General features: G+C 68.0%; 17 protein-coding genes and 1 riboswitch. Of the genes, 8 read left to right on the plus strand and 9 right to left on the minus strand.

Going from position 1 to position 24,842, the window contains the following annotated elements:
- The first annotated feature begins 113 nt into the window (after positions 1 to 113).
- Genes L2Y94_RS20625 through L2Y94_RS20635 form a run of 3 tightly spaced genes read left to right on the plus strand, consistent with a single transcriptional unit; the run spans position 114 to position 4,029 of the window.
- Positions 114 to 1,457, plus strand: coding sequence for a TolC family outer membrane protein (locus L2Y94_RS20625; RefSeq protein WP_247371762.1), 1,344 nt, complete (start codon positions 114 to 116; stop codon positions 1,455 to 1,457).
- A 26-nt stretch (positions 1,458 to 1,483) separates the two neighbouring features.
- Positions 1,484 to 2,797, plus strand: a complete 1,314-nt coding sequence (locus tag L2Y94_RS20630; protein ID WP_247371765.1) for an ABC transporter permease — start codon at positions 1,484 to 1,486, stop codon at positions 2,795 to 2,797.
- Positions 2,798 to 2,802: 5 nt separating this feature from the next.
- Positions 2,803 to 4,029, plus strand: a complete 1,227-nt coding sequence (locus L2Y94_RS20635) for an ABC transporter permease (protein ID WP_247371767.1) — start codon at positions 2,803 to 2,805, stop codon at positions 4,027 to 4,029.
- A gap of 7 nt (positions 4,030 to 4,036) precedes the next feature.
- Here the strand turns inward: L2Y94_RS20635 and L2Y94_RS20640 are convergent, their stop codons facing one another.
- The 5 genes from L2Y94_RS20640 to zwf all read right to left on the minus strand — a co-directional run bounded on the left by L2Y94_RS20640 (position 4,037) and on the right by zwf (position 9,718).
- On the minus strand, positions 4,037 to 4,876 hold the full coding sequence (locus L2Y94_RS20640; RefSeq protein WP_247371770.1) for a DMT family transporter: 840 nt from the start codon (positions 4,874 to 4,876) through the stop codon (positions 4,037 to 4,039).
- A gap of 148 nt (positions 4,877 to 5,024) precedes the next feature.
- Entirely contained in the window at positions 5,025 to 5,669 is a 645-nt protein-coding gene (gene eda, locus L2Y94_RS20645) for a bifunctional 4-hydroxy-2-oxoglutarate aldolase/2-dehydro-3-deoxy-phosphogluconate aldolase (protein WP_247371773.1), read from the minus strand.
- Positions 5,670 to 5,685: 16 nt separating this feature from the next.
- Positions 5,686 to 7,497 carry a phosphogluconate dehydratase gene (edd, locus tag L2Y94_RS20650; RefSeq protein WP_247371774.1) on the minus strand — a complete coding sequence of 604 codons (1,812 nt, stop codon included), beginning with the start codon at positions 7,495 to 7,497 and terminating at the stop codon, positions 5,686 to 5,688.
- On the minus strand, positions 7,494 to 8,195 hold the full coding sequence (pgl, locus tag L2Y94_RS20655) for a 6-phosphogluconolactonase (RefSeq protein ID WP_247371777.1): 702 nt from the start codon (positions 8,193 to 8,195) through the stop codon (positions 7,494 to 7,496). Before pgl ends, edd begins: the two co-directional genes overlap by 4 nt.
- Positions 8,192 to 9,718 carry a glucose-6-phosphate dehydrogenase gene (zwf, locus tag L2Y94_RS20660; RefSeq protein ID WP_247371778.1) on the minus strand — a complete coding sequence of 509 codons (1,527 nt, stop codon included), beginning with the start codon at positions 9,716 to 9,718 and terminating at the stop codon, positions 8,192 to 8,194. The genes pgl and zwf overlap by 4 nt, the downstream gene beginning before the upstream one ends.
- 183 nt (positions 9,719 to 9,901) lie before the next feature.
- On the opposite strand from zwf, the gene L2Y94_RS20665 reads away from it, so the two are divergent.
- The 3 genes from L2Y94_RS20665 to nagA are packed head-to-tail and all read left to right on the plus strand — an operon-like array spanning position 9,902 to position 12,897.
- Positions 9,902 to 10,654, plus strand: a complete 753-nt coding sequence (locus L2Y94_RS20665; RefSeq protein WP_247375376.1) for a GntR family transcriptional regulator — start codon at positions 9,902 to 9,904, stop codon at positions 10,652 to 10,654.
- Between the two features lie 9 nt (positions 10,655 to 10,663).
- On the plus strand, positions 10,664 to 11,704 hold the full coding sequence (locus L2Y94_RS20670) for an SIS domain-containing protein (protein ID WP_247371781.1): 1,041 nt from the start codon (positions 10,664 to 10,666) through the stop codon (positions 11,702 to 11,704).
- A 41-nt stretch (positions 11,705 to 11,745) separates the two neighbouring features.
- On the plus strand, positions 11,746 to 12,897 hold the full coding sequence (gene nagA, locus L2Y94_RS20675; protein WP_247371784.1) for an N-acetylglucosamine-6-phosphate deacetylase: 1,152 nt from the start codon (positions 11,746 to 11,748) through the stop codon (positions 12,895 to 12,897).
- Between the two features lie 108 nt (positions 12,898 to 13,005).
- On the opposite strand, the gene L2Y94_RS20680 is transcribed toward nagA, so the two are convergent.
- The gene (locus L2Y94_RS20680) at positions 13,006 to 16,035 is read right to left on the minus strand and encodes a TonB-dependent receptor (RefSeq protein ID WP_247371786.1); all 3,030 of its coding nucleotides are present in this window, start codon (positions 16,033 to 16,035) and stop codon (positions 13,006 to 13,008) included.
- A 221-nt stretch (positions 16,036 to 16,256) separates the two neighbouring features.
- A riboswitch (cobalamin riboswitch) is annotated at positions 16,257 to 16,495 on the plus strand.
- 142 nt (positions 16,496 to 16,637) lie between these two features.
- On the opposite strand from L2Y94_RS20680, the gene L2Y94_RS20685 reads away from it, so the two are divergent.
- Both L2Y94_RS20685 and L2Y94_RS20690 read left to right on the plus strand, forming a co-directional pair.
- Positions 16,638 to 18,536 carry a TonB-dependent receptor domain-containing protein gene (locus L2Y94_RS20685; protein WP_247371788.1) on the plus strand — a complete coding sequence of 633 codons (1,899 nt, stop codon included), beginning with the start codon at positions 16,638 to 16,640 and terminating at the stop codon, positions 18,534 to 18,536.
- A 229-nt stretch (positions 18,537 to 18,765) separates the two neighbouring features.
- Positions 18,766 to 21,933 carry an efflux RND transporter permease subunit gene (locus tag L2Y94_RS20690; RefSeq protein WP_247371791.1) on the plus strand — a complete coding sequence of 1,056 codons (3,168 nt, stop codon included), beginning with the start codon at positions 18,766 to 18,768 and terminating at the stop codon, positions 21,931 to 21,933.
- Between the two features lie 32 nt (positions 21,934 to 21,965).
- Here L2Y94_RS20690 and L2Y94_RS20695 read toward each other — a convergent pair whose 3' ends face one another.
- The 3 genes from L2Y94_RS20695 to L2Y94_RS20705 all read right to left on the minus strand — a co-directional run bounded on the left by L2Y94_RS20695 (position 21,966) and on the right by L2Y94_RS20705 (position 24,773).
- Positions 21,966 to 23,351 carry an MATE family efflux transporter gene (locus L2Y94_RS20695; RefSeq protein ID WP_247371792.1) on the minus strand — a complete coding sequence of 462 codons (1,386 nt, stop codon included), beginning with the start codon at positions 23,349 to 23,351 and terminating at the stop codon, positions 21,966 to 21,968.
- Positions 23,348 to 23,914: a DUF2239 family protein gene (locus tag L2Y94_RS20700; RefSeq protein WP_247371794.1), complete on the minus strand. Its 567-nt coding sequence runs from the start codon at positions 23,912 to 23,914 to the stop codon at positions 23,348 to 23,350. The genes L2Y94_RS20695 and L2Y94_RS20700 overlap by 4 nt, the downstream gene beginning before the upstream one ends.
- 79 nt (positions 23,915 to 23,993) lie before the next feature.
- Positions 23,994 to 24,773, minus strand: coding sequence for a dioxygenase family protein (locus L2Y94_RS20705; RefSeq protein WP_247371795.1), 780 nt, complete (start codon positions 24,771 to 24,773; stop codon positions 23,994 to 23,996).
- Between the last annotated feature and the right edge of the window lie 69 nt (positions 24,774 to 24,842).

Here is a 24,842-nt window from a genome sequence, read left to right on the forward strand (position 1 = left end):
CGCCACGTGGCGCGCTTCGCGCCATGGCATGCAACTTGCTCCCGGCCGCTTGACCCGCCTGTCGCGCACGATGCGGCGCGGCACTCCACACAAGCGTGCAAGGACAATCGACGATGGGGACGAAAACCTGGGCAGGCCGGCTCGTGCTGGCCCTCGCGTGGCTGCCGGCCGTCGCGGGCGCGGAAGACCTGCTCGACATCTACCGGCAGGCCGTGGCCAACGATCCCGTGCTGGCCGGCGCGGACGCGCGTCGGCTGGTCGCCGCCGAAGCCGTGCCGCAGGCCCGGTCGGCGTTGCTTCCGCAGCTTTCCGCCGGCCTCCAGCTGCAACAGTTCCATCCCGGTCGCATCTATGCCGACGGCAGCGACCAGGGAACGTCGGGCGACGGCGGGCACAGTCGCGAACGCGACCTCTCGCTGTCGCTCGACCAGACGGTACTCGACCTGTCGAAGTTCTCCCGCGAGCGCGGCGCGCACGACACCGCCGACGCGCAGGAGGAAACCTATCGCGGGGAACTGCAGAACCTCTACGTGCGCGTCGCTTCGGCCTATTTCGCCGCGCTCGTGGCGCAGGACCAGCTCGCCGTCTTCCGGTCGTACGAGGACGCGTACAAGCAGCAGCACGAGCAGGCCTCCGAGTTGTTCAAGGACGGCCTGGCCCCGGCGTCGGACCTCAGCCAGTCCGAAGCCTATTACTTCTACATCCGCTCGCAGCGGGTGTCCGCGGAGGATGCCCTGAAGGACGCGCGCCGCGCCTTGCAGGAAATCACGGGCAAGGAACCCGGCCACCTGAAGACCCTGCGTGACGACCTGCCGATGCAGCCGCCGTCGCCGAACGACGCCAAGGCCTGGGTGGACCAGGCCATGAACATGAACCCGGATCTCCTCGCCGCGAGCCACCTGGTGAGCGCCGACGAGCATTCCATCTCAGCGGCCCGCGCCGGCCACCTGCCGACCCTCGGGCTCTCGGTGGGTTACGACAAGACGGGTGCATGGTCGAGCACGACACGAGGCGGCGCGAGTTACGGCCCGGGCAATACCACGCTGGGCCTCGTGCTTACCGTGCCCATCTTCAGCGGTGGCCTGACCCAGTCGCAGGTTCGCCAGGCGATCCACCAGCGAGACGCCGACCAGGAAGACCTCGAGGCCCTGCGCCGCCGCACCGCGCGCGATGCGTACAACTATTTCAACCTCGTCACCGACGGCATCGGCCAGGTGGAAGACGCGCGCGGATCGGTCGAGGCCGCGAAGAAAACGGTCGAGTCGATGAAGGCCGGTTACGACATCGGCACGCAGAGCCTGACCAACGTGGTGGTGGCCATCGAGATCCTCGCCAACGTGCGCACCCAGTACATCTCGGTGCGCCACCAGTTCATCCTCAACAAGCTGCTGCTCAAGCGTTCGGCGGGCGTGGCGTCGCTGGACGACATCCAGGACATCAACCGCCTGCTCGAATGAACACCCGTCCCATCCCGGAGCGCCCCATGCTTTCCTATTACCTGCGGCTGGCCCTGGGCAGCCTGCGGCGGAACAAGACCGTCACCGCGCTCATGATCGCCGCCATCGGACTGGGCATCGGCGCGTGCATGACGATGCTCACCGTGTTGCACGTCATGTCGGCCGATCCCATCCCCGGGTCGAGCGCGATGCTGTTCCATCCCCAGATCGAGCCGCGCGACGCGGAGAGCGCGGGCAAGGACGCCGAACCGCCGGACCAGCTCGCCTGGAGCGACGCCATGAACCTGCTGCGCGAAGGACCGCCCGGCCAGCAGGCGGCGATGAGTGCCGGACGCGTGGTGCTGCACGCACCCGGTGGCGAGCGACGCGCCAGCTTCGTGGACACGCGGTTCACCACGCCCGGCTTCTTTTCCCTGTTCGGCGTGCCGTTCCTGGACGGGCATGGGTGGAGCGACGACGACGAGGAAAAGCGCGCTCGCGTGGTGGTGCTGGGACAAAACCTTGCCGAGCGTCTGTTCGGCGACGCGAAAGAAGCGGTCGGACGCTCCGTTCGCCTGGGTGACGCCGACTTCAGGGTGATCGGCGTGACACGTCGCTGGCAACCCGTTCCGTTGTTCTACGACATCGGCCGCGGCGCCTACGCCCAGACCGAGGACATCTTCATGCCGCTTCATACGGCGGTGGACCTGCACGTTCGCAGTGCCGGCTCCGTCATCTGCTGGGGCGACAACGCGACGCTCGACCGCGAGTCGATGGCGACGTCGAACGAATGCGTATGGCTGCAACTCTGGGTGCGGCTGGACACGCCGGCGCAGGTGGGGGCCTACCGGCACTTCCTCGTGAACTATTCGCGGGAACAGAAGGCACTGGGGCGCTTCGCCCTCGAGCCGAACGTTCGCCTTCGCAACGTCACCGAATGGCTCGAATACAACCGCGTGGTGCCCGGCGGCGTGCAACTGCAGGCGCTGCTCGCCCTGGGCTTCCTGCTGGTATGCATGGTCAACACGGTGGCGTTGATGCTGGTGAAGTTCACCCGCCGCTCCGCCGAACTCAGCGTGCGCCGCGCCATGGGCGCGCGCAAGCTCGACGTCTTCATGCAATTGCTCGTCGAGGCCGCGATCGTCGGCGTCAGCGGCGGTGCGATCGGGCTCGCGCTGGCCCATGCCGGCCTGTGGATCGTCCGCCAGCAGCCCAGCGACTATGCCTCGTTCGCCCGCATGGACGTCCCGATGCTGCTGTCCTCGGTGGCGCTCGCCGTGGCCGCTTCGCTTGCCGCCGCCGTCTTTCCGGCCTGGCGCACCTGCCGGCTACCGCCGGCCCTCGCCATCAAGATCCAGTGACCCGCATGCATCCGATCATCAAAGCCCTCAAGCATCACAAGACGGCCGCCGTCCTGTTGACCCTGGAGATCGCGCTCACGCTGGCGATCGTCGCCAACGCGCTGCTCGTCATCGGCGACCGGTTGGGAAGCATGACGGTCACGACCGGCCTCCCGGACGCCGAACTGGTGTCGGCAAAGGTCTCGGGAACCGATCCGGGCATCTCCGCGTCCGAGTGGGAAGCGCGCACGCGCGCCGACCTGGCGGCCCTGCGCGGCATCCCCGGCGTGGAAAGCGTGGCCAACGTCAATTCCGTGCCGTTGAGCCCCACGGGCTACACGCAGCTCTGCCTCTATCTCAAACCGGGCTCCACGGACCACCTCTGCGGCGTGGCCCTCTACGCGGGCAGCCCGGGATACTTCGCGACCTTGGGGTTGCGTGTCCTCCAGGGCCGGAACTTCACCGAGGGCGACCACGTACGCTTCGACCTGTTCGCGGTCGATCCCGGCGCACCGCCGCCGGTGATCGTGTCGCGCTCGATGGCCGATCGGCTGTGGCCGGGCGAAAACCCGCTGGGCAAACCGGTGTATTTCGACAAGGACGGCATCCGCGTCAGCCGCGTCGTCGGCGTGAGCGGACACCTGCTCAATCCCGTGCTCGCGGGCGACCCGGCAAAGGACGACCTGAACCTGCTCATGCCCGTCCTCGACGTCCACGACGGACGCTTCGTGTTGCGCGTGCGGCCCGGCATGGCCGATCGCGTCGCCGCCATGCTGCCGCGCGTACTCGCCGCCAGCGACGATCGCCTGGTGATCAACAAGGTACAACCGCTCGCGGAAACCGTTCACGACTATTTCCGCGACGACCGCGCACTGGTGTGGCTGCTGCTCGGCGTGATCGCCAGCCTTCTGGCCCTCACCGGTTTCGGCATCTTCGGCCTCACCGGGTTCTGGGTGCAGGAACGCGTGCGCGTGATCGGCATCCGTCGCGCCCTGGGCGCCACGCGGACGGACATCCGCACCTATTTCCAGATGGAAAACCTGGCCATCGTGACGGGAGGTGCGGCGTTGGGCGCGATCATGGCGTGGTCGCTCAACCTGTGGCTGATGCTCCGCTACGAACTGCCCAGGCTGCCCCTCCTGCCCGTGGCCGGGGGCGTGCTGCTGGTCTACGCGATCGGCCAGCTCGCGGTGCTGCAACCGTCGCTGAGGGCCTGCCGCGTTCCGCCGCAGGCGGCGGTGCGCCAGGCCTGACCGGTGGTCAGGCCATGACGGCGATGGCGGCTACCGCCAGTCCGATGCCCAGCCAGTTCATCGGCGAAAGCCTCTCGCGAAACCCGACCGCCCCCGCCAGCGTGCCCAGCGCCACCACGCCGACATTCATCGAGGCGAAAACGAGCGAAGGCGAGTCGGGCAAGGCCACATGGCCTTTCACGTAGAACAGGATATTCGCGAAGTTGAAGGCCCCCAGCAGCACGCCGAAAGCGAGGTTGCGCCAGGCGAGCGACGCCTTGCCGGTACCCGCGCGAACGAATACGGCGATCCAGCACGGCACGAGGGCGATCAGGAAGGAGGCGAGCAAGGCGCTGGCGAAGCCTGCACCGGCCTGGGCCACGAGCTTGAAGCAGATGTCGATGGCGCCGAAACCGGCGAATACGAGCAGCGGCGCCCACCAGCCGCCCTTTTCCGCCGAGCCCTTTCGCCAGAGTACGCAGAACACGGCCACGAGAGCGATGGCGATGCCGAGCGCCTTGTGCGCGGTGATCGTATCGCCGAGGAAAACGAACGCCGCGAACAGGGAAACGAACAGCGAGAGCCGCTGCGCGACGTCCGTGCGCACGATGCCCGCCGTTCGCACCGAATGGGCGAGCACGACGAAGATCGCGGGCAGGAAGATGCCCAGCGCGATCAACGGCGGCCAGGTGGCCGGGGCGTCGATGGCCGCCTGCGGCGTGGCGCCGAGCAGCCACCAGGCCATCAGCGAGGCCACGACGTAGTTCGTGGCCACGGCCTGCACGATGTCGATGTTCGCGCGACGGGCGAGCTTGAGCAGGACGGAGACGGCGACGCTGAAGGCGACGGCGAGGAGGATGTAGATCATGGGGCGAAGGATCGCATGAAGTCCGCGGGAAGACGCTGGGCTCCTGCCTTCGCAGGAGCGACGTGAGGTTATCCCGGACGGCAAGGCGACGGGGGAATACGCCACGTCGCCCCTGCGAAGGCAGGGGCCCAGTGTCTTTCGGTACCCCTCAGCGCGTGAGCGAGGCCGCTTCCCGCGCCAATGCCTCGATCCCGGCGAAATCCCCCGCCGCCAGCTTGTCGGCCGGGGTCAGCCACGAGCCACCCACGCAGGCCACGTTCGGCAGCGCGAGAAACTCCGGTGCATTGGCGAGCGTGATGCCGCCGGTGGGGCAGAAGCGGATCTGCGGCAACGGCGACGCCCAGGCGCCGACCAGCTTCGGGCCGCCCGCCGGCACGGCCGGAAAGAATTTCTGGAAGCGATAGCCGCGCTCGAGCAGTTCCATCGCCTCGCTCGAGGTGGCCGCACCCGGCAGCAGCGGCAATTCGGAATCGTCGGCCGCGTCGAGCAGCCTCGGGCTGCTGCCCGGCGAGACGGCGAACTTCGCACCGGCCTTCCACGCCGCGTCGAGATCCTTCGCCGTGAGCACGGTGCCCACGCCGACGAACGCGCCTTCCACCTCGGCCGCGATCGCGCGCACCGCGTCGAGCGCGGCGGCGGTGCGCAGCGTCACCTCGATGGCCGGAACGCCGCCGGCGACCAGCGCGCGCGCCATGCCGACGGCTTTCGAGGCATCGTCGATGATCACCACGGGAACCACCGGTGCCAGACGCAGGGTCGATTCGACGCGTTGCTGTTTCGCTTCGTTGCTCATCTCTACTCCGGGGGAATCAGAAAACGCCCGCGCCCAGGTCGGCCGCGACGGCCGACTGGCGGAACATGGCGAAGAGTTCGCGGCCCATGCCGGTGTGGTGCACCGAGAGGTCCACGTCGTCGGGAACGCGAGCGTTCCATTCGTCGGCGTCGACCAGCACCTCGATGCTGCCGCTCACGGCATCCAGGCGAACGAGGTCGCCCGTGCGGATGCGCGCGATGGGGCCGCCGGCTTCCGCTTCGGGCGTGACATGGATGGCGGCGGGCACGCGGCCCGACGCGCCGGACATGCGGCCGTCGGTGAGCAGGGCCACGCGGTGACCGCGATCCTGCAGCAGGCTGAGCGTGGGCGTGAGCTTGTGCAATTCGGGCATGCCGCGCGCGCGCGGCCCCTGGAAACGCACCACCGCGACGAAGTCGCGATCCAGCTCGCCGCGATCGAAGGCGGCCTTCACGTCGTCCTGTTCGTCGAACACGATGGCGGGAGCCTCGATCACCATGCGGTCTTCGGGTACCGAGGAGATCTTGATGACGCCACGGCCGACGTTGCCCTTGAGCATGCGCAGGCCGCCGTCATGGCGGAACGGTTCGGCGATGGTGCGCAGCACGCCGCGGTTGCCGCTTTCCTTGGACACCGGCTTCCACACCAGCTTGCCTTCCTCGAGCATCGGCGCCTTGCGGTACGCGCCCAGGCCGCGGCCCATGATCGTGTGCACGTCGTCGTGCAGCAGGCCCGCATCGAGCAGCTGATCGATGAGGAAGCCCATGCCGCCGGCCTCGTGGAAGTGGTTCACGTCGGCGTAGCCGTTGGGATATACGCGGGCCAGCAGCGGCACCACCGACGAGAGCGCGTCGAAGTCGTCCCAGCGCAGGTCGATGCCGGCCGCGCGGGCGATGGCGACCAGGTGCAGCAGGTGGTTGGTGGAGCCGCCCGTGGCGTGCAGGCCGACCACGCCGTTGACCACGGCGCGCTCGTCGATGATCCGGCCCAGCGGCAGGTAATGCTCGCCCATCCAGTCGGTGGCGAGCACGCGCTCCACGGTGGCGGCGGTCAGCGCGTCGCGCAGCGGCGTATCCGGCGCCTCGAAGCTCGCACCCGGCAGGTGCACGCCCATGATCTCCATGAGCATCTGGTTGGAGTTGGCCGTGCCGTAGAAGGTGCAGGTGCCCGCGCCGTGGTACGAGCGCGCCTCGGCCTCGAGCAGTTCGGCGCGCGTGGCCTTGCCGGCGGCGAAGGCCTGGCGCACCTTCGACTTCTCTTCGTTCGGGATGCCGGAGGGCATCGGCCCCGAGGGAACGAAGGCGCTGGCGAGATGGCCGAACGACAAGGCGCCTATCATCATGCCCGGCACGATCTTGTCGCAGATGCCGAGGTAGAGCGCGCCTTCGTACATGTCGTGCGACAGCGACACGGCGGTGGCCATGGCGATGAGGTCGCGCGAGAACAGCGACAGCTCCATGCCCGGGCGACCCTGCGTGACGCCGTCGCACATCGCGGGCACGCCGCCCGCCACCTGCGCGGTGGCGCCGAGCGAACGCGCGACGCCGCGGATCAGCTCCGGATAGCGCTCATAGGGCTGGTGCGCCGAGAGCATGTCGTTGTACGACGTGACGATGGCGAGGTTGGCCGCATGGCCGTGGCGCAGCGCATGCTTGTCGTTCTCGGCGCAGGCGGCGAAGCCGTGGGCGAGATTGCCGCACGAGAGATGATGCCGCTTGGCGCCCTTGCCGCGCGCCGCGTCGATCTTGGCGAGGTAGGCGGTGCGCGACGCGTGGCTGCGTTCGACGATGCGCTGGGTGACTTCGGCGAGGACGGGATGGATGGTCATGGCGCCCAGTACACGTCGAGCGCGACACGCGCGTGGGTGAGCACCGAACGGATCGGGAAGTCCTCGCCGGCTTCGGCCTTGGCGAGCACGTCCTTCTTGTCGGCTCCTTCGATGTGCAGGAAGAGCGCACGCGTGTCGAGCACCTTCGGCAGCGTGAGGGTGATGCGCGGTTCGCCCGCGCCTTCGGCGCGCATCGACAGCACGGTTTGCGTGCCGTTCGGATCGGTCGCTTCGGCAAGGTGGTCGCCGCCGGGGAAGAACGACGCCGTATGGCCGTCGCCACCCATGCCGAGGATCACCACGTCGAACGGCAGGCCAAGCGCGTCGATGCGTTGGCCCACATCGGCTAGCGCCGCGTCGACGTCGTCCTTGTGCGCGCCGTCGAACAGCGGCAGGAAGGTGGCCGTGCGCGCTTCGTGATGCAGCAGGTGCTCGGCGACGAGACGCGCGTTGGAACGATCGCTGTCGGTGTCCACCCAGCGCTCGTCGACGAGCGTGACGGTGACCTTCGACCAATCGATCTCCTGCTCGGCGAGCACGGCGAACATCGTCTTCGGCGTGCTGCCGCCGGACACGGCGAGCGTGGCCTTGCCGCGCGCCCGGATGCCGGCATCGAGCTTCGCGGCGACGTCGCGGGCGAGCCGGTCGGCGAGCGTCAGCTTGTCGGCGAATTCATGGCGTTGGATGGTGGCGTTCATGCGGACTCCTCGGCCCAGGTACGGCCGTCGCGTTCGATGAGCGCCACGGCGGCGCTCGGGCCCCAGGTACCGGCGGTATACGGCTTAGGCGTATCGCCGCCGGCCTCCCATGCATCGAGGATCGGGCCCGCCCAGTTCCATGCGGCCTCGACCTCGTCGCGGCGCATGAACAGGGTGGGATTGCCGCGCACGACGTCGAGGATCAACCGCTCGTACGCATCGGGCTGCTGCACGCCGAACGCCGTCGCGAAGCTCATGTCCAGCGGCACGTGACGCAGGCGCAGGCCGCCCGGACCGGGGTGCTTGATGGTCAGCCACAGCTTCACGCCTTCATCCGGCTGCAGGCGCAGCGTGAGGCGGTTGGGCAGCAGCGGGCCGCTGGTGGGGTCGAAGATCGAATGCGGCAACGCGCGGAACGTCACCACGATCTCCGACACGCGGCTGGGAAGCCGCTTGCCGGTGCGCAGGTAGAACGGCACGCCCGCCCATCGCCAGTTGCCGATCTCCGCCTTGAGGGCGACGAAGGTTTCGGTCCGGGACTGGTCGCTGCCCAGTTCGTCGAGGTAGCCCGGCACGCCCTGGCCTTCGGCTGCGCCGGCGCGGTACTGGCCACGCACGGTGAGCTGCGCCGCGTTGGCGCCGTCGATGGGACGCAGCGAGCGCAGCACCTTGAGCTTTTCGTCGCGCACGGCGTCGGGCGCCAGCGACGACGGCGGTTCCATGGCGAGCATGCACAGCAGCTGCAGGATGTGGTTCTGCACCATGTCGCGCAGCGCGCCGGCACGGTCGTAGTAGCCCGCGCGATGGCCCACGCCCACGGTTTCGGCCACGGTGATCTGCACATGGTCGATGTGCTGGGCGTTCCAGAGCGGTTCGAACAGCGCGTTGCCGAAGCGCAGCGCCAGCAGGTTCTGCACCGTTTCCTTGCCCAGGTAATGGTCGATGCGGTAGGTCTGCGATTCGGTGAACACCTCGGCCACCGCGTCGTTGATGGCGTTGGCGCTGGCCAGGTCGCGGCCGATGGGCTTTTCGAGCACCACGCGCGAACCCTCGCCGTTGAGGCCGAGCGAGCCCAGGCGCTGGCAGATGTCGGTGAAGATTTCCGGCGAGGTCGAGAGATAGAACACCCGGATGTGGTCGGGCTTCTCGCCCATCAGCCGGGCGAAGTCGTCCCAGCCGTCGGGCTTGCGGGCGTCGAGCGAGCGGTAGGCGATCATCGCCAGGAACGCCTCGAGCTGCGCGGGGGCCACGTGGGCCACGCCCTTCTCGATCGCGGCGCGCACCTGTTCGCGATAGCCGGCGTCGTCCAGGCCTTCGCGGGCCACGCCGACGATCCGGCTCTTCGCCTGGATCTGGCCGTCCACGAAGCGGTGGTACAGCGCGGGAAGGAGCTTGCGCACGGCCAGGTCGCCAGTGCCGCCGAAGATGACGAGATCGAAGGGTTCGATCAGAGGGAGGGGAGCGCTCACGACAGTCGCCTCAATGGAATCGATGGGTATGCCCAAGGATCGTACCAGTGACATACCAGGGGCTACCAGCCCCGTACCAGTCGCTTGGACTTTATCGGGCCTTTAACGGGCCGCCTACACCCGGAAAACGTTTCCGATGAAATTTAAATCGTGTCAAACGGTCGTTGGGATGGGGGGCACCGGAGCAGCGGTCGCATGGCGCTTGCCCGAGTGGTCGGCTATTGGTATCTTCGCCGGATGGAAAGCGCCCTCGTCGCCGAATACCAACGCCTGCAGCACGATCCGGCCGCCCGGCAACCGCTGGCGTACATGCGCCTGCGCCGGGCCATCCGCAACGTGATCGAAAACGGCGAGGTCCAGGTGGGCCACGCGCTGCCCAGCGAGCGCGACCTGGCCCGGGTGCTGACCTTGTCGCGGGTGACCGTGCGCAAGGCTATCGGCGGCCTGGTGGAAGACGGCCTGCTCACCCAGCGCCACGGCGCGGGCACCTTCGTTTCCGAGCGCATCGTCAAGCCGCTCTCGCGGATGACCAGCTTCACCGAGGATCTGCGGGCCCGCGGGCTCAACCCGCGGTCGGAGTTCTTCGAGCGCGCCATCGGCGAGGTCACCCCGGAAGAGTCCATGGCGATGAACCTCTCGCCGGGCACCCAGGTGGTACGCCTGCATCGGCTGCGCTACGCCGGCGACGAGCCGCTGGCGATCGAGCGCAGCGCGGTGCCGCTCTCCCTGCTCCCCGATCCGCAGCTGGTGGAGGATTCGCTCTACGAAGCCCTCGACAAGCTCGGCAATCGCCCGTTGCGCGCCCTGCAGCGCCTGCGCGCGGTCGTCCTCGGCCCCGCGCAGACGCGCCTGCTGCGCCTTTCGGCCGGCAGCGCCGGCCTCAACATCGAGCGGCGCAGCTTCCTGGAAGACGGACGCATCGTCGAATTCACCTGTTCCTGGTATCGCGGCGATATCTACGATTTCGTCGCCGAACTGCAAAGCGACTGACGGAAGCCCATGTCGATGACCACCTCGCCGCAAGACACCCTGATGTACCGCGAAGCGCACGAGACGGCCGACGTCGTCGAGCGGCAGCTCCAGCTCAACGAAGCCGTGGTGTCCGCGCTGGCCGAGCGCCTGCGCGCGCATCCGCCGCGCATGATCATCACCTGTGCCCGCGGCAGCTCCGACCACGCGGCGATGTACGCCAAGTACGTGTTCGAGACCCAGCTCGGCGTGGTCACCGCGTCGGCCTCGCCGTCGGTCACCTCGATCTACCACGCCGACCAGCACCTGGACGGCGCGCTTTACGTCGCCGTGTCGCAGTCGGGCAAGAGCCCCGACCTGGTCCGCAACGCCGAGGCCGCCAAGAAGGCCGGTGCCTACGTGGTGGCCCTGGTCAACGTGGTGGATTCCCCGCTGGCCGACATCGCCGACGTCGTGGTGCCGTTGCATGCCGGCCCCGAGAAGAGCGTGGCGGCCACCAAGAGCTACCTCGGCGCGCTGTTCGCCATCCTGCACATCGCGGCGCGCTGGAGCGGCAAGGCCGATATCGCCGGCGCGCTCACCGCCCTGCCCGCGCAGTTGCGCGAAAGCTGGAACGCCGACTGGTCCGCGTTGACCGACGGCCTGGTCGATGCGCACAACCTGTTCGTGGTGGGCCGCGGGTTCGGCTTCGCGGGCGCGCTCGAGGCCGCGCTCAAGTTCAAGGAAACCTGCGGGCTGCACGCCGAGGCCTTCAGCGCCGCCGAGGTCAAGCATGGCCCGATGGCGCTCGTCGGTCCCGATTTCCCCGTGCTGTTCTTCGCGCAGAACGACGACACCCTGCCCGGGGTGCTCGACGTGGCCGCCGAATTCCGCAAGCGTGGCGCCCGCGTATGGGTGGCCGCGCCCGGCGCCCGGGGCGAAGACATCCTGCCGCTGGTCGCCACCGCCCCCATCGCGGCGCCGCTGCTCACCGTGCAGAGTTTCTACCGGGCCACCGCAGCGCTCGCGCTCAAGCGCGGCTTCGATCCCGACGTCCCGCCGCACCTGAACAAGGTGACGGAAACGGTCTGACGCGGGCTCCGGCGCAACGATCCATCCTCCAAGGACTTCCCATGACCATCGCCCTCGTCAACGGCCGGGTACTCACCGACAACGGATTCCAGGGCGGCTTCGCCGTGCTGGTGGACGGCGACACGATCACCGGCCTCGCCCTGCACTCCGATCCCCGCGTGCGCGCGGCGGAACGGCACGACCTGGGCGGCCGCACGCTGCTGCCGGGTTTCATCGACTGCCAGGTCAACGGCGGCGGCGGCGTGCTGTTCAACGACGCGCCTACCGTCGGCACCATCCGCACCATCGGCGAAGCGCACGCGAGGTTCGGCACCACCGGGTTCCTGCCGACGCTGATCAGCGACGACGCCGAGGTGATGGCGAAGGCCATCGATGCGGTGAACGACGCCGTGGCGCAGGGCGTGCCGGGCGTGCTCGGCATCCATCTGGAAGGTCCGTTCATCGCGCCCGAGCGCAAGGGCGTGCACGACGCGGCCAAGTTCCGCATCGCCGATGCCGACGACATCGCGATGGTGGCGCGCCGCCATGGCGGCGTCACCCTGCTCACGCTCGCGCCCGAGCGCGCCAACCCCGAGGTACTTCGCCAGTTGATCGACAACGGCGTGATCGTCTGCGCCGGCCACACCGCGGCCAACTACGAGGTCACGCGCGACGCGCTGGCGATGGGCGTGCGCGGCTTCACCCACCTGTTCAACGCGATGACGCCGTTCACCAGCCGCGAACCCGGCGTCGTCGGCGCGGCGCTGGAAGACGCGGCGAGCTGGTGCGGGCTGATCGTCGACGGCCATCACGTGCATCCGGCCGCCCTGCGCGTGGCCATCGCCGCCAAGGCACCGCACAAGATGATGCTGGTCACCGACGCCATGCCGCCGGTCGGCTCGGAAAACCCGAACTTCGTGCTCAAGGGCGAAACCATCACCGCCCGCGACGGCGTCTGCCAGACCGCCGACGGCACGCTGGCCGGTTCGGCGCTGGACATGGCCGGTGCCGTGCGCAACACCGTGAACATGGTCGGCGTCGCGTACGACGAAGCGGCACGCATGGCGTCGACCTATCCGGCCGCGTTCCTCGGCCTCGACGGTACGCACGGGCGCATCGCCGCGGGATGCCGGGCCGACTTCGTGGTGATGGATGACGCCTACGCCGTGGGCGAGACGTGGATCGGCGGCAGGCGGGTGTTCGTCGCCGCCTGACCGCTTCGCTTCACACAAAAAAAGCCGGCGACTCCGCGCCGGCTCGAGTACAGGGGAGATGAGAGAAGGCCGTCCGGATACGCTGCCCGGACGGCCGTGCGGGGGAACTTAAAGCGAGAAGTCGTAGCGCACGCCGAACCGGAAATAACGCGGCGACTGGAACGCGATCGGGCGGCGGTAATCCGGGTTCACCGCCGGCAGTCCGTTGGCGTCGACCGTATCCAGCTCGCCGGTGTCCACCTGGCCCACCACGCGCTGCTTGCCCGCCACGTTGAACACGGCGGCGGTGAAAGCCAGCGGCTGCTCGGCCCCGGCCCACATCGGACGGTATTCGGCGTTGAGGTCGAGGCTCCACGTCCACGGCAGGCGGCCACGCGAACCGCGGGGCGCCGGCTGGAAGCCGCACTCGAAATACGACGCGCCGTACTGGATGGCATCGACCGGATCCTGGCCCAGGCAGTTCTTCGGACGGCCGGTGGCCATCGCGACGTTGGCGCCGACCAGCCACTCGGGGCTGGCCTGCCAGTAGCCGTAGGCCTTCAACTGGTGCGTACGGTCGTTCGGCAGCGGGCCGTTCGAGTACTGCATGATTTCCGGCGCATCCCAGTCCTGCGTCACCGACGGGTCGAGCTGGCCGATGTCGGACTTCAGCTGGCCCTCGGAGTTGCCGTAGCTGCGCGAGAACGTGTAATCGACGCGACCGTACCAGTTGTCGGCCAGCTGGTGCTCCAGGTACAGCTCCAGCGAGTAGTACTTGCGCTTGAGGTCGGGGAACGCCACGCCGGCGGGCGAGGTGAAGTCGTCCTTGGTGAGATGGAACGGCACCAGCGTGCCGTTGCCGTCCACGTCGACGTTGAACGTATTCGACTCGCCGGGGTTGAACAGGTAACAGCCGGGGATCGACGCGTTGCTGATGTCGATGCCGTTGCGCGCCGCGTACTTCTCGAAGGGGCGGCTGTCGCAGAAGTCGTCGATCGAGCTCCTCAGCTTGCGGTACGTGGCCTTGGCGCCGAAGCTCCAGTTGGCGCCGAGCGCCTTGTCGAAACCGAGGATGTACTCGTCCTGGTAGTAGGCCTTGATGCCGACTGCCGCGATGGTCTTCGGGTTGAGCGGCGTGCCGTCCTCGCCGTTGAGGTACGCGCGCGTGCCGATCTGGACCGGGTCCGCCGGTGCCCCGGTGACGGGATCGATTTGCGTATAGGTGTAGTACTCCGAGTAATACGTGGACGCCGATGCGCCGCGGATGGCCACGTTGGACGGAATCGCCAGGTGATAGCGGCCCGCGTTGGCGTACAGCTTGAACGTGGAATCGCCGAAGACGTCCCAGGTGACGCCCAGGCGCGGGGCGAGCTGGTGGCGCTGCTTGACGTACGTTTCGCCGTCGCCGTTGATGTTCTTGAACTGCTCGTTGCGCAGGCCGATGGACGCCATCCAGCGGTCGGTGATCTGCCACTTGTCTTCGATGAACTGGGCTTCCTGCTCCACCTTCACGTTGGCGCCGGTCTGGAACAGGCGCTTCTGCGCGAAGTAGTCGACGCCCGGCGGCACGACGATGCCGCGGCTGGGGATGTCGCCGGCGGCGGCATAGATCCAGCGATAGCCACCCTCGTAGATGTTGCCCGAGTAGGACTCCAGCGTCTGGTTGTCGACGCCGGCACGCAGGTCGTGGTCGCCCACGTGGTATTCCACGTCGAGGCGCCAGCCCTTGGTCTTGTCCTTCGCGCCGTCGCCGAGCACCGTGCCGTTGACGAGACCGCAGCCGACGATCTTCTCGCCGGCCGGGATGCCTTCGCGGTTGTCCAGGATCCACGGGCAGTTCGGCGAACCGGCGTAGTTGAGGTTGCGCTCGTGGCGGGTGTAGCTGTGGCCGTAGAGCGCGTTGACGGTGAGTTCGTCGGTGAGGTAACCGGTGTACTTGCCGATGTAGACGTCGCCGCCCGGCGCCGAACCCGCGCCCGCGTCGAAGTTCTTCAGGTTGTCGGTGCCCAGGTACTGCGCGCGGCTGCCGGTGGCGTAGTCATACGCATACACGCTGCGCTCGATATTGGACTTGTCGCCGAGGCCGGTGACTTCGAGCAGGTGGTTGTCGGTGATGTTCCAGTCGATCTTGGCCATCCACTTGGTGGCCTTGGATTCCTGGTTGGTGCGCTGCGCGGTGACGCTGTTCGAAGTATTGGTGAGGTTGGAGCGGGTGAAGTCGCCGGCGGCGAACAGGAACAGCTTGTCCTTGATCAGCGGGCCGCTGATGTAACCGGTGTACTGCGTGTCGCCGCTCTTGTTCTCTTCGCGGTACTGGTACAGCTCGCCGTTGGTGCGATAGATGTTCTTCGGGTTCTGGCGCAGGCCCTTGGGCGTGACGTACAGCCCGAAGCCGGCCTTCCATTCGTTGCCGCCGCGCTTGGTCACGATGTTGATCACGCCGCCGGTGGAACGGCCGTACTCGGCGCCGTAGCCGCCGGTGTAGATCTGCTGCTGGTCGATGGCGTCGAACGGCAGGCTGGTGAAGCCCAGGCCGGTGAGCGCATTGGTGACCGCGTAGCCGTTGATGTAGTACTGGTTTTCCGAGGCCGACGAGCCGCCGAACGAGGCCACGTTGCCGTAGCGGGAATCGCCCGACACCACGCCGGGCGCAAGAAGCGCGGCGGCGGTGACGTCGCGCGCCAGCGGGATCTTCTGCAATTGCTGCGAGGTGAGCACGGTGCGCGAGTCGACCGACGAGACGTCGATGGCCGGCAAAGCATTGCCGGTGACCTGCACGCCTTCGAGGGTCTGGGCCGAGGCCGTGGTCGCGGCGGTCGCGCCGGCGAAGGAGACGTCGACGCCGCCGCCGATGTTCACCTGCACGTTGTCGCGGGTTTCCACCGTCTGGCCGCCGCGCTCGAGCGTGACCTTGTAACGGCCGATCGGCAGCGAGGGCACGCGGTAGCGGCCTTCGGCGTCGACGCCGGTGTCGCGGGCGAAGCCGGTATCGAGATTTTCCAGGTGCACCGTGGCGCCCTCCGGCTGCGCGACACGGCCGAAGACCACGCCCGAGGCGTTGGACTGCGCGAAGACGGAACCGCTGGCGAAACAGAGCGCCAGGGCGACACAGAGGGTGGAACGGCGCGGCACGCGGCCGCCGGACTGGATGCGAAGCATGATGTGACCTCCCCGAAGTGAACCGCAAACGAGCCCTTCCACGGCGTGGCCGGACCCAACGTTTCAATCGACGCCGCCACACCCGCCCGGTATCTCTCCGGCTCGCGCGCCCCTGTCAACGCAATATCTTGCGTCCGACAGCATCCCTTTCCGTGTACTCGCAAATGTTTGCGAATGTCAAGCTCTCGTTAGAAATTCGTGACTTGGGCCTCGCCGGGGACTAAAGTGGCGCCCGTTCGGGTGTCCCGACCGGCGTTCGGCCGGCGGGATGAAACGGGAAGCCGGTGCGCCGCTTGGGCGGCAAGGCCGGCACTGCCCCCGCAACGGTAAGCGCAGGGAGGGGAAGCCCTCCTCGGACCGGCCATCGGCCACTGCCCTCGCGGGCGGGAAGGCGCCGGTCACGAGCCACGAGCGGTGGCGACGCGCGAGTCCGGAGACCGGCCCGAGTGGACGCCTCTTCTGAGAAACCTCTCAGGGGAGCGTTTCCTGTTTCGGACGATTCGCGGCGGGCGGATCCGGACAGCCCGGCGGCTTCGTCCGCGTGTGCCGTTCGCCCTCCTCCGCCACGACGTCCATCGCATCGTGATCGAGGAATCCGTTCCATGAAGAAGACCCTGCTCGCGGCGGCCCTGCTGTCGTCGCTTCCCGTCGTCGCCCACGCGGACGAGGCCGACCGGCTCGACCCCGTAGTGGTAACGGCCAACCGCGCGCCCACCCCGGCCGACGAGGTACTCGCCTCGGTCACCGTGATCTCCCGCGAAGACATCGAGCGCATGCAGCCGGTGAGCGTGCAGGATCTCCTCACCGGCTTGCCCGGCGTGGTGATGTCCAACACCGGCGGCATCGGCCAGCAGACCTCGCTGTTCATGCGCGGCACCAACAGCGCGCACACCCTGGTGCTGCTCGACGGCGTGCGGGTGGGCACGGTGGGCGCCGGCCTGCCCGCGTACGAACAGTTGCCCGTCGAGCAGATCGACCGTATCGAGGTGGTGCGAGGCCCCCGCTCGAGCCTCTACGGTTCGGACGCCATCGGCGGCGTGATCCAGATCTTCACCCGCCACGGCGAGGCCGGACAGGCACCGACCCCGACGGTGTCGGTGACCGGCGGAAGCCACGGTTATACGGCGGGCCAGGTCGGCGTCTCCGGCGGTACGCGGCACGGCTGGTACAACGCCAGCCTGGGCGGCCAGTACACCGCCGGCATCAACGCCTGCCGCGTCGGCGCGGGGGACGTCTTCAAGGGCTGCTTCACCAACGAACCCGACCACGATGCCTCGCGTACCTACAATGGCGCGCTCTCGGGTGGCTACCGTTGGGACGACGGCACCGAACTGACCGGCAGCTGGCTGCGCAGCAAGGGCGACATCGAGTACGACGGCGATTTCCAGAACCTCACCCGCCGATCGCAACAGGTGGCCGGCGCGAAGTTGGCGTTCGCCGTCATGAGCGCATGGCGCATGTCGGTCAGCCTGGGCCAGAACCAGGACCGGGCCGACAACTACCTCAACGGCACCGGCAAGATCGTCCTCGACCCGGTCACCTTCGAAACGATCGCGGTCGACCCGGACAAGTACCGCGTCGGCTACCTGTATTCGAAGCGCAACCAGGCCTCCTGGCAGAACGACATCGCCCTCGCCACGGGCCAGACGCTGAGCGCCGGCATCGACTTCCAGCAGGAAAAACTGCGCAGCGATACCGATTACCTCAAGGACAAGCGCAACAATACCGGCGTTTTCGCGCTCTACCAGGGCGTGTTCGGCCCGCACGAGATCCAGCTGTCGGCCCGCCACGACCACAACGAGCAGTTCGGCAACCACGACACCGGATCGGCCGCCTACGGCTTCTCGTTCGGCGAAGGCATGAAGGTCACCGCGTCGTACGGCAGCGCGTTCCACGCGCCCACGTTCAACGACGAGTTCTATCCCTACGGCGCGCCGGTCGACCTCAAGCCGGAGACCTCGCGCACGGCCGAGATCGGCTTGTCGGCCCACCGGGGCGTGTGGAACTGGGCCGTCAACGCCTACCAGACCAAGGTGGACGACCTGATCGGCTACGACGCAAACTTCATCCCGATCAACGTGAGCCAGGCACGCATCCGCGGGCTCGAAGGCCAGGTCGGTGCCGACGTCGACGGCTGGCACCTGCGCGGCTACGCCACGCTCCAGCAGCCGAAGAACCGCGACGACGGTGTCGAACGCGACAACCTGCTGGCCCGGCGCCCCGAGCGCACCGCCCGCGTGGACGTGGACAAGGACGTCGGTCCGTTCACCGTCGGCGGTTCGGTCTACGCGGCCGGATACAGCTACGACGATGCGGCCAACACCGAGCGCCTGGGCGGTTACGCCACCGCCGACCTGCGCGCCACCTGGCACGTGGACCGCGACTGGAGCGTGCAGGGGCGAGTGGCGAACGTGGGCGACAGGCGTTACGAGACCGCTGCCTATTACAACCAGCTCGGTCGGACGTATTACCTCACCGTGCGCTTTTCGCCCTCGCGCTGAATGATCGCGGACAGGGTCCGCTCCCACCCTTCGGCAGGAAGGTAGCTACTGAAGGGTGGGAGCGGACGCTGTCCGCGATGCCAGGCGAAGCGATGCGTCAGAACTGAACAAACACCAGGCCCCTGCCTTCCGGCAGGGGCCTGACCATAGGCACACGCGACGGAACGGTGCCTTGGCGGATAAAGTCCGCGGGCGCGGGGAGGGTTTCCCCGCGATCACAGGGAGTCACGTGAACTTCTTCGCACCATTCATCCGCCGGCCGATCGGCACGTCGCTGCTGGCGGCAGGCCTCCTGCTGGCCGGTACGCTGGCCTACCGGTTGCTCGGCGTCGCCGCGCTGCCGTCCATCGACGTGCCGGCCGTGGCGGTGTTCGCCCAGTTGCCGGGCGCCAACGCGCAGACGATGGCATCGACCGTCATCGCCCCCCTGGAGCGCCACCTCGGCCGCATCCCCGGGGTGGACGAGATGTATTCCAGCAGCAACGACTCCAGCGGCTTCGTGCGCGTGCGCTTCAACATGGCCCGCAACACGGACGCCGCCGCGCGCGACGTGCAGGCCGCGATCAACGCCTCGCTGGCCGACCTGCCGCCCATGCCGGCGCCGCCCCAGTACTTCAAGTTCGACACCAGCCAGATCCCGGTGCTGCTGGTGACGCTCACCTCCAAGACGATGCCGCCCGACCGGCTCTACGACATCGTCGACACCCAGATGAAGCCCGCCGTGGCGCAGATTCCCGGCGTGGCGCGCGTGCAGGTGTTCGGCGGCACGCCGCATGCCGTGCGCATCGAGCTGGACACCCGCGCGCTGGCCGCCAAGGGACTCACCGCCAACGACGTCGGCAACGCGCTGCGCGCGGCCAACGTCACCTCACCTCAGGGCCTGTTGAGCGACGGCAAGACGCAGATGACCGTCATCGCCAACGACGGCCTGCACGAACCGGAAGAGTTCGCCCGTATCCTCATCGCCTCGAAGAACGGCACGCCGGTGAGGCTGTCGGACATCGCCAAGGTCTACAGCGGCCAGCAGGACCAGTACCAGGCGGCGTGGTTCCAGGGCGAGCGCTCGGTGACGATGCAGATGAGCCGGCGCCCGGAGGCGAACGCCATCGCCACGGCCGAGGCCATCCGCGCGGCACTGCCGCGCTTCCGCAGCATGCTGCCCGCCGACGTGGAGATCACCCCGATCTTCGATCTCACGCAGACCACGCAGTCGGCGCTGCACGAGGTCAAGGTCGCGCTGCTCATCAGCATCCTGATGGTGGTGCTGGTGATGCTGGTGTTCCTGCGCCGCCTGGGCCCGACGCTCATCGCCACGCTCAGCGTGCCGCTGTCGCTGGCCGGCGCGTTCGTGGTGATGTGGACGCTCGGCTATACGCTCAACACGCTGTCGCTCATGGCGCTGGTGCTCTGCATCGGCTTCGTGGTGGACGATGCCATCGTGGTGATCGAGAACATCGTGCGCCACATGGAAAACGGTTCGGAGGCCATGCCCGCCTCGCTCGAAGGCGTGCGCGAAATCGGTTTCACGGTGATCTCGATCACCCTGTCGCTGGTGGCCGTGTTCGCGCCGCTGCTGTTCGGCAACAGCCTCATCACCAAGCTGCTGCGCGAGTTCTCGGTGACCCTGGCCGCAGCGGTGCTGATTTCCGCCGTGGTGTCGCTGACGCTGACGCCGGCGCTGTGCGCCTACTACCTCAAGCACGACGAACCGGGCCGCAAGCCCGGCCGGATGGAAGCGGCCCTGGAGCGCTTCGACAAGGGCTTCCTGCGCCTTTACCAGCGCGGACTCGACTGGGCCATGCACCATCGCCGCCTCATGCGCTGGCAGCCGTTGATCCTGCTCATCGCCACGGTCGGGCTGGCCATCGCGGTGGTGAAGACGGCGGGCGGCAACTTCATGCCCGAGGAAGACACCGGCATGCTGCAGGTGGAGGTCAACGCCGACGCCAACATCTCGCCGGAGGTACTCACCACGCGCCTGAAGCGCGTGGCCGAGATCATGCGGAAGGATCCCACCGTCGCCGACGTCACCGCCATCCTCGGCGGCGACAACGGCGGTGCCGTGGGCAGCAACGGCGTGATGTTCGTCGACCTCAAGCCGAAGGGCAGCGGGCCGGGCGAACGCAAGGAGTCGTTGAAATCCATCGTCGAGCGCCTGGGCAAGGAATACGACAAGCTGCCCGACGTGCAGGTATTCATGACGCCGATCCAGTTCCTGGGAGGCGGCGGCGGCAACAACAACCGGGGCCAGTATTCCTTCCAGCTGGTGAGCACCAGCGGCGAGGATCTGCAGCCCTGGACGCTCAAGCTCGTGCGCTACCTGCGCGGACTGAAGGAGTTCCGCGACGTCGGCAGCGACTTCGACGTGGTCGGCAAGCAGCAGATGCTCGAGGTGGACCGTAACGCCGCGGGCCGGCTCAACGTGAGCCTGGGCCTGATCGATACCGCGCTCTACGGCGCGTTCGGCCAGAGCCAGATCTCGGTGATCTACTCGGACATCAACCAGTACTGGGTGGTGCTCACCGCCGCCGCGGCCGAAACGCTCACCGCCGACGCGCTGCTCAACACGTACGTGAAGAGCAGTACGGGCAAGATGATCCCGCTGTCGGCCGTGGCGAAGATCGCGCCGCGTGCCGCACCCACCGCGGTCACCCACCAGAACCAACTCGAATCGGCCGACATCACCTATAACCTCGCGCCGAAGATCACGCCCGACAAGGCCACGCCGCTGGTGGAGCAGGCCGTGCGCGCGATCCACCTGCCCGAGGGCATCCGCATGGACGTCACCGGCACCAACCAGCGCATCCGTGACGCCCAGTCCAACGGCATGGTGCTGCTGATCGGCGCCATCCTCGCGGTATACATCGTGCTGGGCGTGCTCTACGAGAGCCTGATCCACCCGCTGACGATTCTCTCGACGCTGCCGGCCGCGGGGTGCGGCGCCTTCCTCGCGATGCTGGTCACGCAGACCCAGCTCACGCTGATGGCGATCATCTCGGTGCTGCTGCTCATCGGCATCGTGAAGAAGAACGCCATCCTCATGGTCGACTTCGCGCTGGTGGCCGAACGCGAACACGGCATGTCGCCCGTGGAGGCGATTCGCCAGGCCGCGCTGGTACGCTTCCGCCCGATCACGATGACCACCCTCGTGGCGATGGGCGCCGCGTTGCCGCTGGCGATCGGCTTCGGCGTGGGTTCGGAAATGCGCCGCCCGCTGGGCATCGCCATCGTCGGCGGCCTGCTCGTGTCGCAGTTGCTTACCCTGCTGAGCACGCCGGCCATCTACCTGTTCAACCACGATCGCAAGGAGCGCAAGGCACGCCGCAAGCATCGGCGCATGCTGCGCCGCCGCTACAAGCGCTGGCTGGCGATCCGCAAGGGCAGGAAGAAAAGGTAAAGGGAAGAAGGGCGCCGAGGCGCCCTTCTTTTTCATGCCGCCGCGGCGGCGGGAATCATCTTGGCCCGTTTCCAGCGACCGCTCTGGTAATACACCGCGGCGATGGCCAGTGACACGACCGAGCTGACGGGAAAGCTCCACCAGATGGCATCGGCGCCCCAGCTCGGGCCGAGCAACAGCGCGAAGGGATAACGCACGCACCACATCGAGATCGCCAGCGCCGCCAGCGGCATCATCACGGCGCCGGTGGCGCGCACCACGCCGAACAGCACGAAGGTCACGCCAAACAACAGGTACGACCACACCACCAGGCTGTTGAGGTGGCGGGCGATCCCCAGGGCCGTGCTGTCCGAACCCAGGAAGATCGAGGCGGCCGCGCCGGCGAACACGTAGACGACGAGCACCAGCGTGCCGGTGAGCACGAGGCTGGCGAGGATGCCGACGCGACCGATCGAGGCGACGCGGTCCCATCGGTGCGCGCCGACGTTCTGCGCCACCATCGACGACACCGCCATGCCCACCGCGAAGGCGGGCATCTGGATGTAGTTCCACAGCTGCACGGCGGCGCCGTAGGCGGCCGTGGTCTGCGAGCCGTGTTCGTTCACCAGCGACATCATGATGATGGCCGACGAGGAGATCACGATCATCTGCGCGCCCATCGGCAGGCCTTTCAGCACCAGGGCCTTCAGGATGGCCGGATCGGGCTTCAGCAGGCCGACGTCGCCCGCGCGCAGGCAGAGGAAGTGCTGCTTGCGGTACATCCAGAACACCAGGCCGCCGAGCGAGAGTACTTGGGCGATGAGCGTCGCCACCGCCGATCCGGCGATGCCCAACGCCGGCACGGGGCCCGCACCGAAGAGGAAGAGCGGGTTGAGCGCGATGTCGAGCACCACGGACACGATCATGAAGGCGAACGGCGTGCGCGAATCACCCGCGCCGCGCAGCACCATCATCAGAAACGTGTAGAGATACATGAAGGGCAGGGCGAGGAAGATGATGCGCAGGTAGGCGATGGCGAACGGCCGCGCGTCGTCGGGGGTGCCCATCGCGTGCAGCATCGCCGGCGTGGCGAAATAACCGGCCACGGACACCGCCAGCGACACCGTCACGAAGAACGTCAGCCCCGTACCGACGACGTGCCGCGCGCCGTCGACGTCGCGCGCGCCCAAGGCCTGGCCGACCAGGATGGTGGTGGCCATGCCGATGCCCAGCACCACGCCGAGCAGGAAGAACAGCACGAGCGTCGCGTTGGCCGTGGCGGCGAACGCGGCCTCGCCCAGGTATCGACCCACCCACATCACGTTGACCGAGGCGTTGAGCGATTGCAGCACGTTCGTGCCCAGCATCGGCAGGGCGAACAGCAGGAGGGTTCGCGTGATCGGGCCTTCGACCAGGGCGTTACCGGCGGGACGGTTCATTCGGCACCTTCCGCGCGCGTGGCGAGCGTGGTCACGTAGTCGCGCACGTCGTCGGGCCACGCGGCGGTCCATTCGGCGAAGCGTTCGGGTTCATGCCGGTGGAAGGCGCGAGAGGCTTCCTCGTAATGGGGCAGGTCGCCCGCCAACGCGAACATCACGCGATCCACCGCCTCGCGCAGCTGCCGCCGCCTGTCGGCGGGCGCGGCGTCGCGGCTGGCGGATTCGACGAGGCGGCGCAACGCCACCGACGCGCCGCCGGGTTGCGTGGCGAGCCAATCCCAATGACGCGGCAACAACGTCACCTCGCGCGCCACCACGCCGAGGCGGGGACGGCCGGGCCCGCGTTTGACGGGAGCTTCGGTTTCCGGCGACGTCAGGCGACCGAGCACCTCTTGCAGGGATCCCCGGTAGTCGACGTCGCGCGATTGGCCGGTGGTGTCGTCATAAATGATGGGTTGCGCGTCCGAATGCTCGTCGAGCAGGGATTTGCACTGACCGGCCACGAGCGGAAGTGGGCCGGAAGCGATACGGCGATGGCCGTCGAAGGCGGTGTAGGTGGTCATGGCGCGCATATTACCCGGGTCAAATGCACGACACAATACTACCCGGATTAAATTTCGTCCGCAGGAGCGACGGTGAGGGTCAGTGAACTCCCCACGCATAGCTGTCCATCGACAGCACCCCGTAGGTCATGCCGCCATCGATGGCCTTCGGCGCATCCCTGCCCGCCGCCCCGACGGCCACGAGGAGCGGCAGGTAATGCTCCTCGGTCGGATGCGCGCGGATGGCACTCGGCGCGAGCCGGCGATAGGCCAGCAACGACTTCACGTCGCCCGCGAGCACGGCCTCGCGGCTCCATGCGGCGAATTCGACGGCATATGCCGCATGCACGCCATCGCGGCGCACCTCGTAGAGGTTATGCGTGAGGCTGCCCGAACCGACCACGGCGACACCGCGATCGCGCAGCGCACCCAGCGCCTCGCCGAGCCGAAACGCGCCAGCCGTGTCGAGGTTGTGCGGCATCGATACCTGGATCACCGGCACGTCGGCATCGGGCCGCAGATAGCGAAGCGGCACCCAGGCGCCATGGTCGTACCCGCGCTCGTCGTCCACCGTCGCCGCGAAGCCGTGGTCGATCAGCAGCGACGCGGTTTCCGCGGCCAGGGACGGCGCACCGGGTGCGTCATAGGTGAGCGAATAAAGCGCCGGGGGGAAGCCGCCGAAGTCGTGAATGGTCGATGGCCTGGCCGCGCCGGTCACCCGCACGCCGCAGGTCTGCCAATGCGGCGACACGACGACGATCGCCCGGGCGTCGGCCAGGTTGCCTTCGCCCAGGTCGGTCAGGCGCGAACCGAGCAGGCCGGGCTCCAGCGCGAACGTGGGAGCACCGTGGGATACGAAGATGGCGGGCGCGCGAGTCATGGGTGGGCACCGTGGGGAGAAGGGCGGGGATTGCCACCGCTCCAATGTAGGTGTTCGCCCGGGCTGGAT

It is taken from the genome of Luteibacter aegosomatis, from assembly GCF_023078455.1.
In the GTDB taxonomy this organism is placed as follows: Bacteria; Pseudomonadota; Gammaproteobacteria; order Xanthomonadales; family Rhodanobacteraceae; genus Luteibacter; species Luteibacter aegosomatis.

Coding starts and splice junctions, on each gene's coding strand:
- L2Y94_RS20640 (WP_247371770.1), bottom strand. CDS start 4,876: ATGATCTACATCCTCCTCGCCGTCGCCTTCAGCGTCGCCGTCTCCGTC.
- eda (WP_247371773.1), bottom strand. CDS start 5,669: ATGAGCAACGAAGCGAAACAGCAACGCGTCGAATCGACCCTGCGTCTG.
- edd (WP_247371774.1), bottom strand. CDS start 7,497: ATGACCATCCATCCCGTCCTCGCCGAAGTCACCCAGCGCATCGTCGAA.
- L2Y94_RS20705 (WP_247371795.1), bottom strand. CDS start 24,773: ATGACTCGCGCGCCCGCCATCTTCGTATCCCACGGTGCTCCCACGTTC.
- L2Y94_RS20625 (WP_247371762.1), top strand. CDS start 114: ATGGGGACGAAAACCTGGGCAGGCCGGCTCGTGCTGGCCCTCGCGTGG.
- L2Y94_RS20635 (WP_247371767.1), top strand. CDS start 2,803: ATGCATCCGATCATCAAAGCCCTCAAGCATCACAAGACGGCCGCCGTC.
- L2Y94_RS20670 (WP_247371781.1), top strand. CDS start 10,664: ATGTCGATGACCACCTCGCCGCAAGACACCCTGATGTACCGCGAAGCG.
- L2Y94_RS20630 (WP_247371765.1), top strand. CDS start 1,484: ATGCTTTCCTATTACCTGCGGCTGGCCCTGGGCAGCCTGCGGCGGAAC.
- zwf (WP_247371778.1), bottom strand. CDS start 9,718: ATGTCACTGGTACGATCCTTGGGCATACCCATCGATTCCATTGAGGCG.
- L2Y94_RS20700 (WP_247371794.1), bottom strand. CDS start 23,914: ATGACCACCTACACCGCCTTCGACGGCCATCGCCGTATCGCTTCCGGC.
- nagA (WP_247371784.1), top strand. CDS start 11,746: ATGACCATCGCCCTCGTCAACGGCCGGGTACTCACCGACAACGGATTC.
- L2Y94_RS20695 (WP_247371792.1), bottom strand. CDS start 23,351: ATGAACCGTCCCGCCGGTAACGCCCTGGTCGAAGGCCCGATCACGCGA.
- L2Y94_RS20685 (WP_247371788.1), top strand. CDS start 16,638: ATGAAGAAGACCCTGCTCGCGGCGGCCCTGCTGTCGTCGCTTCCCGTC.
- L2Y94_RS20680 (WP_247371786.1), bottom strand. CDS start 16,035: ATGCTTCGCATCCAGTCCGGCGGCCGCGTGCCGCGCCGTTCCACCCTC.
- L2Y94_RS20665 (WP_247375376.1), top strand. CDS start 9,902: ATGGAAAGCGCCCTCGTCGCCGAATACCAACGCCTGCAGCACGATCCG.
- pgl (WP_247371777.1), bottom strand. CDS start 8,195: ATGAACGCCACCATCCAACGCCATGAATTCGCCGACAAGCTGACGCTC.